This window comes from Bradyrhizobium sp. CFUWI (assembly GCF_056429085.1).
Map to the genome: position 1 here is coordinate 53,997 of NZ_JBWJZE010000023.1, position 14,712 is coordinate 68,708.

The 14,712-nt window shown below is 64.5% G+C and carries 13 protein-coding genes; 7 read left to right on the forward strand and 6 right to left on the reverse strand.

The features are described 5' to 3' along the window. Positions 1-1,233: an aminotransferase-like domain-containing protein gene (locus tag AC066S_RS32910; RefSeq protein ID WP_478271590.1), complete on the reverse strand. Its 1,233-nt coding sequence runs from the start codon at positions 1,231-1,233 to the stop codon at positions 1-3. A 55-nt stretch (positions 1,234-1,288) separates the two neighbouring features. Continuing rightward, positions 1,289-1,816, reverse strand: coding sequence for a DUF3124 domain-containing protein (locus AC066S_RS32915; RefSeq protein WP_478271591.1), 528 nt, complete (start codon positions 1,814-1,816; stop codon positions 1,289-1,291). Between the two features lie 67 nt (positions 1,817-1,883). On the opposite strand from AC066S_RS32915, the gene AC066S_RS32920 reads away from it, so the two are divergent. The 4 genes from AC066S_RS32920 (at position 1,884) to AC066S_RS32935 (ending at position 7,291) form a co-directional block, all read left to right on the forward strand. Continuing rightward, on the forward strand, positions 1,884-3,614 hold the full coding sequence (locus AC066S_RS32920) for a cation:proton antiporter (RefSeq protein ID WP_126256687.1): 1,731 nt from the start codon (positions 1,884-1,886) through the stop codon (positions 3,612-3,614). A 170-nt stretch (positions 3,615-3,784) separates the two neighbouring features. Then, positions 3,785-4,861: a 3,4-dihydroxy-2-butanone-4-phosphate synthase gene (gene ribB, locus AC066S_RS32925; RefSeq protein ID WP_126256686.1), complete on the forward strand. Its 1,077-nt coding sequence runs from the start codon at positions 3,785-3,787 to the stop codon at positions 4,859-4,861. Between the two features lie 131 nt (positions 4,862-4,992). Then, a complete protein-coding gene (locus AC066S_RS32930) occupies positions 4,993-6,207 on the forward strand; it encodes an acyl-CoA dehydrogenase (RefSeq protein ID WP_126256685.1) in 1,215 nt (404 codons plus the stop codon). Between the two features lie 160 nt (positions 6,208-6,367). Then, a complete protein-coding gene (locus AC066S_RS32935) occupies positions 6,368-7,291 on the forward strand; it encodes an MBL fold metallo-hydrolase (protein ID WP_478271592.1) in 924 nt (307 codons plus the stop codon). A gap of 115 nt (positions 7,292-7,406) precedes the next feature. On the opposite strand, the gene AC066S_RS32940 is transcribed toward AC066S_RS32935, so the two are convergent. Beyond that, the gene (locus AC066S_RS32940; RefSeq protein WP_478271593.1) at positions 7,407-8,261 is read right to left on the reverse strand and encodes a DUF1499 domain-containing protein; all 855 of its coding nucleotides are present in this window, start codon (positions 8,259-8,261) and stop codon (positions 7,407-7,409) included. Positions 8,262-8,520: 259 nt separating this feature from the next. Then, entirely contained in the window at positions 8,521-10,149 is a 1,629-nt protein-coding gene (locus AC066S_RS32945; protein ID WP_478271594.1) for a fatty-acid--CoA ligase, read from the reverse strand. Positions 10,150-10,213: 64 nt separating this feature from the next. On the opposite strand from AC066S_RS32945, the gene AC066S_RS32950 reads away from it, so the two are divergent. Further along, on the forward strand, positions 10,214-11,317 hold the full coding sequence (locus tag AC066S_RS32950; RefSeq protein WP_478271595.1) for an extensin family protein: 1,104 nt from the start codon (positions 10,214-10,216) through the stop codon (positions 11,315-11,317). A 38-nt stretch (positions 11,318-11,355) separates the two neighbouring features. On the opposite strand, the gene AC066S_RS32955 is transcribed toward AC066S_RS32950, so the two are convergent. Then, entirely contained in the window at positions 11,356-12,033 is a 678-nt protein-coding gene (locus tag AC066S_RS32955) for a L,D-transpeptidase (RefSeq protein ID WP_126256680.1), read from the reverse strand. Between the two features lie 335 nt (positions 12,034-12,368). Between AC066S_RS32955 and AC066S_RS32960 the strand changes: the two genes are divergently transcribed. Beyond that, complete coding sequence (locus tag AC066S_RS32960) at positions 12,369-13,346, forward strand: magnesium transporter CorA family protein (protein WP_126256679.1); 978 nt, start codon at positions 12,369-12,371, stop codon at positions 13,344-13,346. 207 nt (positions 13,347-13,553) lie between these two features. Further along, positions 13,554-13,769, forward strand: a complete 216-nt coding sequence (locus AC066S_RS32965; RefSeq protein WP_126256678.1) for a hypothetical protein — start codon at positions 13,554-13,556, stop codon at positions 13,767-13,769. 175 nt (positions 13,770-13,944) lie between these two features. On the opposite strand, the gene AC066S_RS32970 is transcribed toward AC066S_RS32965, so the two are convergent. Then, a complete protein-coding gene (locus tag AC066S_RS32970; RefSeq protein WP_126256677.1) occupies positions 13,945-14,697 on the reverse strand; it encodes an SDR family NAD(P)-dependent oxidoreductase in 753 nt (250 codons plus the stop codon). Positions 14,698-14,712 lie beyond the last annotated feature (15 nt).

Genomic DNA, 14,712 nt, shown 5'->3' on the forward strand with positions numbered 1-14,712 from the left:
TCAGCCCCGTTTCTCCACATTGGCGCTGCGGGCCGGCACGCCGAACTCCTTGCGGCAGACCTCGGCCAGCACGGCGACGCCATCGCGGATCTGCTGATGCGTCGGACTCGCAAAGCAGAGCCTGAGCCGCGAGCTGGAATGGGCCTTGTTGGTCGACCATTCCGGTCCCGGATTGATCGACACCCCGGCGGCAAGCGCGGCCTGATACAGCTTCAACGTATCGACCTGCTCGGGTAGCTTCACCCAGAGGAAGATTCCGCCCTTGGGCTCCTCGAATTCGGCCGCTGTGCCGAACTGCTCGTTCAGCGCCTCCATCAGCGTGTCGAGCTTGGTGCGCAGCGCCTTCGTCAAAGCCGGCACGTGGGTCGAAAAATGCGGCTTGCAATAGGTGGCGAGCACCATCTGCTCCAGCGCACCGGAGCCCGCGTCCGTCTTCAGCGCCAGCATCCGCGACATCACCTCCCAGGGCGCGACGATGAAGCCGACGCGCAGCGCCGGCGCGATCGATTTCGAGAACGAGCCGATATGGATCACGCCGCCGTTCGGGCTCATCGCGTAGATCGCCGGTGGCCGCTGCCCCGACCAGACCAGGTCGGCATAGCAATCGTCCTCGAAGATGGGCACGCCGTATTCGGTCGCAAGCCGCACCAGCTCGGCGCGGCGGCTCTCGGGCATGATGCTGCCGGTTGGGTTCTGCACCGTCGGAATGGTGTAGATGTATTTCGGCCGGATGCCGCGGCTCTTCAGGTCGGCCAGCGTCGCGGCCAACAGGTCCATGCGCATGCCGTCCTTGTCGAGGGGGACGCCGACCACGTTGACGCCGAGCCGCGCCAGGCGGGTCAGCGAGCCCTGATAGCTGTCCTGCTCGAAGATCACGGTATCGCCGCGGGTCAGCAGCGTCGCGTTGACGAGATCGAGCGCCTGCAGCGAGCCGGAGACGATCAGGAGATCGTCGACGGTGCAGGTGATGCCGGCATCGCGCTTGAGCTTCGTCACCAGGAATTCGCGCAGCGGCAGGTAACCCTGCGGGCCGTGTGCCAGCCCGTAGGTGGCGAGCGAGCGGCCCTCGCGGCGCAGCACCGTGTTGGTTGCTTCGATCAGCTCGTCGAGCGGCACCTGCTCGGAATCGTTATTGCCGCCGACAAAGCTGTATTTGGCAAGGCCCGTCCAGCGCGCGGAAGGGGCCGGCAGCCCTGCCGGAAACAGGGGCGCGAAATCGAAGCTGGACGTCATGGGGGCGTTCCTCGTTTCTGTTCTTGTTGAGCCGGCCGGCGTTGCACCGGCCGCCTTACTTCTTGCCGGCGGTCCTGGTTGGACGGCCCTGGCTGATGAAAGCGTAATGCGCATTGGCGATGCCGCCAACCATGAGGGCCTCGACCACGGGCTCGGCGATCTCGCCCGTGGCGGCCCAGTCGACCAGGAAATTGGCCCCGGTCCCGCCGCGCAAATCGTCGGTCGGAACGAAGACCGAGACGGTGGCCAGCGGCCTCAAGGCCACTGGCGCCTTCAGATAACTCTCGACCTGCTTGCCTGCGGTGTCGAAATAGGCGATGCGTTTGATCACCAGTGCTTGCGTCTCGGAGGCGTTGTGAACACTCAAGGTCACCGAGAAGTCGACGCGCAGCTTGCCCTGGCTCATCGCCACGCTGGAGTAAGCGGGCACGTAGAACCCGCCGGAGACGGCGAGTTCTTCCTTCGGCATAGCGGTGAGGGAATCGGCAAAGTTCTGTTCGATATTGACCTTGGATTGCGCGGCGGCGGGCACGGCAAAGGCGAGGGGACATAGCAGCATTGCTGCGAGCAGCCCTTTTTGCATGTGACGAATTGCTCGCTTGCCGCGCCGCAACCCGTCTCTAGGGTGCGGCAAAACGGACCAATTTGGTATGCACGAGCTCATTCGCGACATCACTCTCTCTATCCTCTTTGCCTGGATGCTGGGCCTGCTCGCCCATTTCTCCCGGCAGCCGCTGATCCTGGCCTACCTTATCGCCGGCTTCTGCATAGGTCCATTCGGCGCCGGCTGGGTCCACTCGCAGGAATCGATCAGCGTCATCTCCGAGCTTGGCCTGATCTTCATGCTTTTCATGATCGGCCTGGAGATCGACCTGAAGAAGATCGTGCGGGCAGGGCGGGTGATCCTGTTCGCGGCAGGCAGCCAGCTGCTCGGCGGCTGCCTGCTCGGGCTCCTCTTCTTCGTCGGCATCGGCCTGGCGCTCGGCGGCGGGCATTTCGATGCGGTCTATCTCTGCGTCGCCTGCGCATTGTCGAGCACCGTCATCATCGTCAAGGTGCTCTACGAGAAACGCGAGCTCGATACGCTGCCGGGCCGCATCACCCTCGGCGTCCTGGTGCTCCAGGACATCTTCGCGATTCTCTTCCTGGCAGTGCAGCCGAGCCTGGCCAATCTGCAGGTCAGCGTCATCCTGCTCTCGATCGGCCGCGTCGCGGTGCTGGTTGCCGCCGCGCTGCTGGTCAGCCGCTACGTGCTGCCGCGGCTGTTCCATCAGATCGCCCGGCGCCCCGAGCTGATCCTGCTCGGCGCGCTGGCCTGGTGCTTTCTGGTCGCCGAGACCGCCGAACGGTTGTCGCTGTCGCGCGAGATGGGCGCCCTGATCGCCGGCGTCTCGCTCTCGACCTTCCCCTACGCGCTCGACGTCACCGCCAAGGTCACCACGCTGCGCGACTTCTTCATCACCCTGTTTTTCGTCGCGCTCGGGATGACCATTCCCGTGCCCGGCCTCTCGGTGATCGGACTTGCCGTGATGATCGCGGCGTTCACGGTGGTGAGCCGCCTCCTCACCACCTTCACGCCGCTCTACCTGATGAAGCAGGGCCTGCGCGCTAGCCTGTTGCCGGCCCTCAACCTCGCGCAGATCTCCGAGTTCTCGCTGGTGGTGATCCAGACCGGCGTCGCCGATCACCACATCGCCGCCGAGACGGCGAACGCCGCCTCCTTCGCCTTCGTAGTGCTGGCGGTGCTCTCGACCTTCGCGATGAGCCGCAGCGACGAGATCACCCGCTGGGCGATCGGCCCCCTGAAGCGGATCGGCCTGCGCGACCTCGATCACGGCAGCGGCCATGCCGAGGACGGGCACGAGGGCGGCCATGGCGAGGCCCGCCGCGTCGTCATCCTCGGCTTTTTCCGTGCCGCGAGCGCGCTGCTGGCCGAGATCGAGCGGCAGGCGCCGGTGCTGCTGGAGCAGATCACGGTGGTCGACTTCAACCCCAATGTGTACCAGACCCTGCTTTCGCGCGGCCTGCACGTGATCTACGGCGATATCAGCAATGTCGATACGCTGCTCCATGCCGGCATCGGCAAGTCCGAGATGATCATCCTCAGCGTGCCGGATTCGCTGCTGAAGGGCGCCACCAACGAGAAGCTGGTCCGCCACGTGCGCGCGCTCAATCCGACCGCCCTGATCGTCGCCACCGCCGACCTCCTGGCCGACGTCGGGGCGCTCTACGAGGCCGGCGCCAGCTACGTCACCGTGACCCGGCTCAGCGATGCGCACGAGCTGTTTACCGTGATCGAAGCCGCCCAGGCCGGCCTGCTCGCCGACAAGCGCGCCGAGCTCGATCAGCGGCTCGGCGAACGGCGCGAGGTGCTGCCTTGACGGCATCCGGCCGCCTTCCTCTCCGGCTGTCTGCGCCTATATCCTGGTATCTTCGGTGCAAGCCGGCCTTCGATGGGCCCGCCGCCCGGAATATGCGGTTGCGTCCAGGACACTAGCGCCCCGGCCCAAGTCCGGCTAAGCCTCCCGGCATAACCGATAGAGATTGGGAAATGCCCGATAGCATTCAGGAAGTCTTGCAGGCCTTTGCCCGGGGGGAGCTCGTCGTCGTCACCGACGACGAGGACCGTGAGGGCGAGGGCGATCTGATCGTCGCCGCCTCGCTCTGCACCGCCGAGAAGATGGCGTTCATCATCCGCCACACCTCCGGCATCGTCTGCGCGCCCGTGACCGGCGATGACGCGCGCCGCCTGCGGCTCGATCCGATGGTGGCCCATAACGATTCCGCGCACACCACCGCCTTCACGGTGTCGATCGACTACAAGCCCGATGGCGGCACCGGCATCTCCGCCGAGGAACGCGCCTCCTGCTGCCGCGCGCTGGCCAATCCCAATGTCGGCGCCAACGATTTCGCCCGGCCCGGTCACATCTTCCCGCTGATCGCCAAGGACGGCGGCGTGCTGCTGCGCTCCGGCCATACCGAGGCTGCCGTGGACCTCTGCAAGCTCTCGGGCCTTCCGCCGGTCGGCGTCATCAGCGAGCTCATGAACGACGACGGCAGCGTGATGAAGGGCGAGCAGGTCGCCCGCTTCGCCGCCCAGCACAAGCTCAAGCACGTCACCATCGCGGATATGATCGCTTACCGCCAGGCGCGCGAAAAACTGATCGAGCGGGTCTCGACCTTCGTCACCGAGAGCCCGATCGGTCCCTTGCAGGGCTATGCCTACCGCTCGCCGTTCGATTCCATCGCTCACGTCGCCTTCGTCTATAACGGCGTCGGCGACGGCAAGAACGTGCTGACGCGCTTCCACAAGCCGAACATCGTCAAGGACACCTTCACCGGTCACAAGCGCATGGCGGTCGTGCTCGAGCATTTCAAGAAATCCGGCCGTGGCGTGCTGGTTTATTTGCGCGATGGAGCCGCCGGTGTCCCCGTGGCGCCCCTGCCGGACGAGTCCTCGACGGAGGCCGACCGCAACCGCCAGTGGCGCGAGGTCGGCGTCGGCGCCCAGATCCTGCGTGACCTCGGCGTCACCTCGATCCGGCATCTCACCTCCTCGGTGCACGACTACAAGGGCCTGTCGGGCTTCGGCATCGAGATCGTCGCCAACGAGCAACTCGAAAGCTGACCACAACGTTTCCAGGTTCAGGCCGTGGCGCGAACCGGAGTGACCGAAACCAGGACGCAATTGCACTTGTTGCCGCGGCGCTTTAGTTTGTCGGGCAATTGTTGACGGAACCAGACGCGAAAGGACGTTTTATGAGCGTGCGCCCTCAGGCCAAGGACAAGCCGGCTGCGGCTTCTTTCCAGTGGGACGATCCGTTCCTGCTCGACGAGCAACTCACCGAAGACGAGCGCATGGTGCGCGACACCGCCCGCGCCTACGCCCAGGACAAGCTGCTGCCGCGCGTCGCCAAGGCCTATCTCGAAGAGAAGACCGACCGCGAGATCTTCAACGAGATGGGCGAGCTCGGCCTGATCGGCATCACGCTGCCTGAGGAATATGGCTGCGCCAACGCGAGCTACGTGGCTTACGGCCTCGTCGCGCGCGAGATCGAGCGGGTCGATTCCGGCTACCGCTCGATGAACTCGGTGCAGTCCTCACTGGTGATGTACCCGATCTACGCCTATGGCGACGAGAACCAGCGCAAGAAGTACCTGCCGAAGCTCGCCAGCGGCGAGTGGGTCGGCTGCTTCGGTCTGACGGAGCCTGACGCCGGCTCCGATCCCGCCGGCATGAAGACCCGCGCGGAAAAGGTTTCGGACGGCTATCGCCTCACCGGCAGCAAGATGTGGATCTCGAACGCGCCGATCGCGGACGTGTTCGTGGTCTGGGCCAAGTCGGCTGCGCACGACAACCAGATCCGCGGCTTCGTGCTGGAGAAGGGCATGAAGGGCCTCTCCGCACCGAAGATCGGCGGCAAGCTCTCGCTTCGCGCCTCCATCACCGGCGAGGTCGTGATGGACGGCGTCGTGGTTCCGGAAGACGCGCTGCTGCCCAACGTCTCGGGCCTGAAGGGTCCGTTCGGCTGCCTCAACCGCGCCCGCTACGGCATTTCCTGGGGTGCGCTCGGCGCGGCCGAGGACTGCATGCATCGCGCCCGTCAGTACACGCTCGACCGCAAGCAGTTCGGCAAGCCGCTCGCCGCAACCCAGCTCGTGCAGAAGAAGCTCGCGGACATGGAGACCGAGATCGCGCTGGGTCTTCAGGGCTCGCTTCGCGTCGGCCGCCTGATGGACGAGGGCAAGTTCGCGCCCGAGATGATCTCGATCATGAAGCGCAACAATTGCGGCAAGGCCCTCGACATCGCCCGCACCGCCCGCGACATGCACGGCGGCAACGGCATCTCGATCGAATACCACGTCATGCGCCACGTCCAGAACCTCGAGACGGTCAACACCTACGAGGGCACCCACGACGTCCACGCCCTGATCCTGGGCCGCGCCATCACGGGCATTCAGGCGTTTTTCTGATTGTTATTGGCTTCCATGCCGTGCTCCGCTGTCATCGTCCGCGTAGGCGGACGATCCAGTATCCCAGAGACCTCGCCTTCGCCTCAGGCGCCGCGGCGTACTGGATACCCCGCTTTCGCGGGGTATGACGAAGAGTGGGGTCGTCCGTATAGGAAGTCCCATGTCCGACAACGACGACGTCCCGTTCAACCGCAATTTTCCACTGAAGCCCGGCATCGTCGAGGAAGTCCGACCCGGCGTGCGCCGCGTGCTCTGCAACAATCCGAGCCCGTTCACCTTCACCGGCACGGTCAGCTACATCGTGGGCCGAGGCAATGTCGCGATCATCGATCCAGGTCCGGACGATGAAGCGCATGCGGCTGCGCTGCTCGATGCCGTGCGCGGCGAGACGGTGAGCCATATCTTCGTCACCCACACCCATCGCGACCATTCGCCCAACACCGCGCGGATCAAGCAGGCGACGGGAGCGCCGATTTATGCCGAAGGCCCGCACCGGGCCTCGCGCCCCCGTTTCGAGAGCGAGAAGCACAATCCGGAATCCGGCGTCGATCGCGATTTCGCGCCGGACGTCAACCTCGCACATGGCGATGTCGTCGAAGGTGACGGCTGGCGGCTCGAGGCCGTGGCGACGCCGGGGCACACCGCCAATCATCTGGCATTCGCCTGGCCGGAGCGAAAGTTCAACTTCGTCGGCGATCACGTGATGGGCTGGTCGACTTCGATCGTGGCGCCGCCCGACGGCTCGATGATCGACTACATGGAATCGCTCGACCGGCTCGCCGCACGCGAGGAAGACCTCTATTTCTCCGGCCACGGCCCGGAGATTCCCGACGGCCAGCGCTTCGTGCGCTTCCTGATCCGGCACCGCAAGGCGCGTGAGGCCTCGATCCTGCACCGCCTCGCCAAGGGCGAGACCGACATCCCGACCATGGTCCGCGCGATCTATATCGGCATCGATCCCAGGCTGACGACGGCCGCCGGCTATTCCGTGCTGGCGCATCTGGAAGATCTGGTCGCCCGCGGCGTGGTCGCGACGGATGGTGATCCTGTGATCGGCGGGATGTATCGGATGGCGAACGCCTGACTCGCTGTCATTCCGGGGCCGCGAAGCGGCGAGCCCGGAATCCATCGGGCCTCAGCATTGGTGGATGAATGGATTCTGGGCTCGCGCTAACGCGCGCCCCGGAATGACGGTGGGGCTATTTCTTCACCGTCTTTGCCGGTGCCTTCGGCGGCGTCACCGGCGTCTTCTTCACCGGCTTGAGCGCATCGGCATCGGCGGCGGTATTGAGATCGTCGATGAATTTCTTGATCCGCGCCGCGTTGCTGCCGAGATCGCTGTCGAAATTGCGCGAGGCCGAGCGGATATCGACGCGGGAATCATCGCCGTCCGCCACGAACCTCATCGAAATGTCCTCGCGGAAACCCATGATCGGCGTGCGCGCCACCGCCTCGATGCGGCCGATGCGGCGCGGCGGCTGCGGTGCACGCTCGTCGATGACGATCCATTTGCGCTTGTGCACGAGCTGGAGCGCGATCGCATAGGCGCGGTCGACGGAAATCTCGAGCTCGACGGGCACGATTTCGGGATAGAAGCGGCGCTGCTGCTCCGCCGAATAGAGGCCGGCATAGACCGCGGGATTGGTGCCCTCGCCGGTGCGCAGCCGCGCCATCGCGTCGAAGCGCGGCGGGTCGATCGGGTCGGTGGTGATGTCGTAGATCGCCGGCAGCTTGCGATATTGCAGGGCGAGATAGGCGGGATAGGCGAGGATCGCCCCGTCGATCAGGAAAGCGAGCAGGATGCGCGCCATGCCGCGCGAGCCGTTCTGCCAGATCGCGGCAAAGCCGGCGAGCCCGAACAGGATCGAGAGACCGGCGATCGCGAGCCCGCCCAGGAAGGTCGCGAGCGCCGGCTTCGGCTCCAGGAAGTCGAAGCGGACGATGATGATCGACACCACCACCGCCACCACCGCGAACACGGCCAGATTGCGCGCCCAGCTCGCGAGGCTGGACACGGGCTCCGACTGATAGGGAGCGGAAAACCTGCGGGCCATCGAGTGAGCTCTGCCGGGGTTGGCGATGCCGGCCGATTTGGCGCGACGACGAGCCGTTGAGACCACGGCGCGGCGGCAAATTCAAGGGTCGATCACCCTCCCCTGGAGGGGGAGGGTCGATCGCGCGTAGCGCGAGCGGGGTGGGGTGACGGTCTCTCCACGAGGCGGTGCCCGTGTGGGGAGATCACCCCACCCCGTCTCACATTGCGCTTCGCTCCATGTGAGCCGACCCTCCCCCTCCAGGGGAGGGTGGCACAACCTAGGCCGCCGCGTTCGGGAAGCGATAATCCTTGAACTGGTCGCGCAGCGCCGTCTTCAGGATCTTGCCGGTGGCCGTGTGCGGAATACCTTCGACGAAGGCGACGTCGTCGGGCATCCACCATTTGGCGATCTTGCCGTCCATGTACTTCAGGATCTCCTCGCGGGTGGCCTGCTGGCCCTGCTTGAGCTGCACGATCAGCAGCGGGCGCTCGTCCCATTTGGGGTGGAATACGCCGATCACGGCGGCTTCCGCCACTGCCGGATGACCGATCGCGAGGTTTTCGAGGTCGATCGAGGAGATCCACTCGCCGCCGGACTTGATCACGTCCTTGGAGCGGTCGGTGATCCGCATGTAGCCGTCCTCGTCGATGGTCGAGACGTCGCCGGTGTCGAAGAAGCCTTCCTCGTCGAGGATGTTGCTGTCGACGCGGTAATAGGCCTTGGCCACGGCAGGCCCGGAGACCTTCAGCCGGCCGAAGGTCTTGCCGTCCCAGGGCAGCTCCTTGCCGGCATCGTCGGTGATCTTCATCTCGACACCGAAGGGTGCATAGCCCTGCATCTGGAGCACGTCGAGCTTGGCATCGCCGGTGGCGTTGTGGAACGGCGGCTTCAGCGCCGCGACGCTGCCGATCGGGCTCATCTCGGTCATGCCCCAGGCGTGGCGCACGTTCGAGCCCATGTCGAGGAAGGCCTTGATCATCGAGCGCGGCATCGCCGAGCCGCCGCAGATCACCATCTTCAAATCCGGCAGCCCGAGATTATTGGCGGACATGTGCTGGAGCAGCATCAGCCACACCGTCGGCACGCCGGCGGTGTGCGTCACCTTCTCGGTCGAGAGCAGCTCATAGACCGAGGCGCCGTCGAGCTTGGCGCCGGGCATGACCAGCTTGGTGCCCTGCGACGGCGCGGAGAAGGCGATGCCCCAGCTGTTGGCATGGAACAGCGGAACCACCGGCAGCATTGTCTCGGACGCACTCGTGCCGAGGGCGTCGACATTGTTGGCCATCAGCGCGTGCAGCACGTTGGAGCGATGCGAATACAGCACACCCTTGGGATCACCGGTGGTGCCGGAGGTGTAACACATCGCGGCTGCCGTGTTCTCGTCAAAGTCCTTCCATTTGAATTTGCCGTCCGCCTGCGCGATCCAGTCCTCGTAGGCGATCACGTTCTTCAGCGTGGTCTGCGGCATGTGCGCCTTGTCGGTGAGCACGACGTAGCGCTCCACGCTCGGCAGCTTGTCGGCGATCTTCTCCAGGATCGGAATGAAGGTGAGGTCGGTCATCACGATGCGGTCTTCCGCATGGTTGATGATCCAGGCGATCTGCTCGGGGAAAAGGCGGGGATTGACGGTATGGCAGATGGCACCGATCCCCATGATGCCGTACCACACCTCGAGATGGCGCCAGGTGTTCCAGGCGATGGTCGCGACACGGTCTCCGAGCTTGATGCCGTCACGCTCCAGCATCTGCGAGACCTTGAGCGCGCGCTTGTGGATCTCGGCGTAAGTGGTGCGATGGATCGGTCCCTCGACCGAGCGTGTGACCACCTCCTGCTTGCCATGAATTTTGGCGGCGTGTTCGATGATCCGGTGGCAGAGCAGGGGCCAATCTTGCATCAAACCAAGCATTCCGACGTTCCTCCGAGAAGTCGCTGGGCGCGTTGTCGCTCTCAGCGTTGGGCCAAAGATTGCCATGACTTTTAGCCTGCCGGACATTCGCCGCAAATGGTCTTGTCGCGGCTATATGTCGGCTGGCGCGGCAATGGTTACCGCTGCGCTCGGGCTATCGCTTGTGCTCGTCGAGCGGGCAGAGGCGCGAAGGAATACGTCCCCCCTGGATATCTTCGGTATCGGCGCACCCCGGCCGCGCCCGGCGGTTCATTCCGCCAGGATTCCGCTGCCGAGACCGCGCCCTGAGGAGGCTCCCAAAGCGCCAGAAGCGGCGCCGGCGGAGGCCGAGGACAAACCTTCCCGGGACAGGCCGAAGCCGGAAGCCGACAAGCCCGCAGAGGCCGCGGCGCCGCCCGAGAAGCAGGCCTCGGCCTGCCGTCTCGCGCTGACCGAGGAGATCGCGATCGCGCCCTCCATTCCGGATATCCGCGGCCCCGGCGCCTGCGGCGGCGAAGATCTGGTGCGGCTGGAAGCTGTCGTGCTGCCGGACAAGCGCAAGGTGACGGTCAAGCCGGCGGCGATCCTTCGCTGTACCATGGCGTCCGCGATCGCCGATTGGCTGCGCAAGGACATGGTGGCGTTGGCCAGCAGCCTCGGCTCGACCATCAGCGACCTCGATAATTTCGATTCCTTCGAGTGCCGCGGCCGCAACCGCGTCGCCGGCGCGATGCTTTCGGAGCACGGCAAGGCCAACGCCATCGACGTGCGCTCCATCAAGCTGGCCAACGGGCAGTCGATCGGCCTCACCGACCGTACCATGCCGCGCGAGGTGCGCGAACGCGTGCTGCACTCGGTCTGCGCGCGGTTTTCCACCGTGCTCGGCCCGGGCTCGGACTGGTACCATGAGGACCATATCCATCTCGACCTGGCGCAGCGGCGCAACGATTACCGGATTTGCCAGTGGAATGTCTGGGATCCGCTGCCACAGGTCGCCCCGCTGCTGCCGGCGGAGCGTCCCGAGGAAGCGCCGCCGCGCGAGGTCGCGGCCAAGCCTGAGGTCAAGCCTGAGGCACGGGAAGGCGCTGACGAGGAGGGGGTGGAGAAGGCTCCAGCGCCTGCGGAGAAGTCGGCGGCCAAGGGCGGCAAGTCCCGGCCGCACAAGCCGGCAACAAAAAAGCGCCGGTGAAGCCGGCGCTTTTGGATGTCAGGAAGATCAGGCGGCGATCAGTAGCTGCCCGGCTGGGTGCCGCCAAGCGCAAGCCGCGAATTGTAGGGCGAGTCGCCGTGCTTCGGCTCAAGCACCACGACGAGGGTGCCGACCTTGACGCGATCATAGAGATCGATCGCGTCCTCGTTGGTCAAGCGGATGCAGCCTGACGAGATCGAGGCGCCGATATATTCCGGCTGGTTGGTGCCGTGGATGCGGAACAGCGTGTCCTTGCCGCCGGAGTAGAGATACAGCGCGCGGGAGCCCATCGGATTGTCCGGGCCAGGGGCGACATAGGTCGGCACGCCCAGGCGCGAGATTTCGCCGGGGGTGGGGTGCCAGGCCGGCCACTCGGTCTTGCTGCCTACCTTGGCGATGCCCGACCAGGCCATGGCCTCTTCGCCAACGGTGATGCCGTAGCGGATCGCCTTGCCGCCCTCCAGCACGTAATAGAGATAATGGTTGTCGGAATCGACCACGATCGAGCCCGGCGATTCCTTGCGGTGATACTCGACGATGGCCCGGCGGAACGGCTCCGCGACCGGGGCGTTCTCGTATTTGACCTTGGCGAGGAGTTCCTTGTCCTTCGGCTTGAAGGCCTTGGTGTCGGTCGCCTCATAGCGAGTGGCCTGCATGCAGCCCGACAGCATCAGGCCAGCGGCCAAAATCCCAAACATAACTTTCAGCGACGACATGGTTTGGTTCCAATCAAAACAATACCGTGCGGAATGCTTGAGCTTACCGCCCAAGTTCCTCGACTCCGTTAATCCCATTATCGTTGAAATCTGCCACAATTCCAGCACTGAAGCCCTTTTCCCGCGCTGCGAGAGCCCACCTGTGGCTTTTCTGCCGCAAATTTTGCGGCAACGTGCAGGTTTTGGGGCGAGAAATGGCAAGCTGTCGTTTCCGTGCCACAGTTGAGCCATGGCGCGCCCCCAAATGCAAACGCATCCTTAATGCAGTTGTCATCGTGAATTGGCCAGAATCGCGCTAAGGGCTGTCATTCTGTCGCAGGTCTCCGGAGTCGTGCATGCTTTCGGTGTTTGTTCCCTCGGAGTCCGCCCTGAAGAAGGTCGTGATCGAGGATCTTTCCGCGTTGCCCGAAAGCGCGGTCTGGATCGATCTCGTCAATCCGAGCGCGGCTGAGGACAAGTCGGTGGAGCGGCTCGCGGGCATCGCCATCCCGACCCGGGAAGACATGCAGGAGATCGAGATCTCGAGCCGCCTCTATATCGAGAACGGCGGGCGCTACATGACCGCGACGCTGATGTGCCACTCCGATACCGACATGCCCAGGACCACGGCGGTGACCTTCATCCTCGCCGACCACCGCCTGGTGACGGTGCGCTACGATCTCCCCAAGCCCTTCGCCCTCGTCGAGGCCAAGCTCGCCCGCTCCTGTACGCCGTCCATCACCGGCGAGACGGTGCTGATGGAGCTGCTGGACGCCGTGATCGACCGCTGCGCCGACATCCTGGAGCGTTGCGGCGCCGAGATCGACCAGGTCAGCCACGACATCTTCGAGCCGGAGAGCACGCGCCACGGGCAGGCAAAGAGATATTCCCAGATCCTGATCTCGATCGGCCGCAAGGGCGACCTGACCTCGAAGGTTCGCGAGAGCCTTGTCTCGATCGGTCGCGTCGTCACGTTCCTGTCCGCGGTCGTGGAGGGCGTGAAATGGTCAAAGGACATGCGCGAGCAGCTCAAGACCATGCAGCGCGATGTGGCCTCGCTGACCGACCACGCCTCCTATCTCTCCAACAAGATCACCTTCGTGCTCGACGCCATGCTCGGCGTCGTCAATCTCGAGCAGAACAACATCATCAAGCTGTTCTCGGTCATGGCGGTCGTCCTGATGCCGCCGACGCTGATCGCCTCCATCTACGGCATGAACTTCAAGGTCATGCCGGAACTCGAATGGGTGCACGGCTATCCGATGGCGCTGGTGATGATGCTGATCGCCGCGATCGTCCCGTACTGGATCTTCAAATGGAAGAAGTGGCTCTGATCGCGTCGCGCGCTCGGAAAATAGCTACCGAGATCTTACGCCGGTCGCACAGACACGATGAATCGTGTCGCAGAATAGATCGGGATTGAGGCGTCACGGTGATGGGTGCATCGTGCCGCAATTCCTCCGGTAAAATTTGAGCGGTGGGCTGAACGTTTGCGCGAAACTTGTCTGCGATAAGTAGTGCGTAGCCGCGAGGAACCAGCCATGGTTGAAAAACACATAACGTCGCCCCGCAACGTCATCGATCTGGCGAACTATCGTCGGGCGATGACGGGCGGCAAGGCGTCGATGTCGGTGCGCATGTGCCGGCACTGTGGTGCTCCGCTGCTCGACGGTGAGAACGACGACGATTGCTCGACCGCATTCAGCTCGGCCGCTCCGCGGCCGCGCGATAGGTCACGTCGGATTCGAATCGATTGAGGGACGGAAGGCGAGGGCGATCCAGGTCTTGCGGCGGCGTTGTCTGGATCGCCTTGCTTCCCGAAACGCTAGTTCCAATTGCGTCATTGCGAGGAGCTCTTGCGACGAAGCAATCCAGAGTCTTTCCACGGAAAGATTCTGGATTGCTTCGCTGCGCTCGCAATGACAGTGACGCCTACACGTGCTGGCCGCCGTTGATGTGGATCTCGGCGCCGTTGACGTAGGAGCTGGTGTCCGTGCACAGCACGTAGATGATCTTGGCGACCTCGTCGGGGGTGCCGAGGCGATGCAGCGGGATCTGCTGCTCGACGATCTTCTCGGTGCCCGGCGACAGGATCGAGGTGTCGATCTCGCCCGGCGCGATGGCGTTGACGCGCACGCCGATGCGGCCGAAGTCGGAAGCCATCTCGCGCGTCAGCGAGGCGAGCGCGGCCTTCGAGGTGGCGTAGGCGGCCCCCGCGAACGGATGCACGCGCGAGCCCGCGATCGAGGTGACGTTCACGACCGAGCCCTTGGCCGCCTTCAATTCCTCGATCAGCCCGCGCGCGATCATGATCGGCGCGAAGAAGTTGACGTGAAAGACATGCGTCCAGGTCTCGAGGTCGGTATCCACCGAGCCGAGCCTCGAGCCGCCCGGGCCCTTCGGCGAGATCGCGGCGTTGTTGACCAGCGCATGCAGCATGCCGCCTTCGAGACGGTTGCGGATGTCGGAGATCGCGCGGGTCGTGTCCCTGGGATCGGCGAGGTCGACCTGGATGTGGTCCTCAGGACCAGCATCCCACGGGCAGTCCTCGGGGAAAGGATGCCGCGAGCAGGTGATGACGCGCCAGCCCGCCGAGGAGAAGCGGATCACGGTGGCGTGGCCGATGCCGCGGCTGGCTCCGGTCAGGAGCAGCGTGCGGCGCGGCGCATTGGACGAATGCGGCATGGACATCTTTCAGGT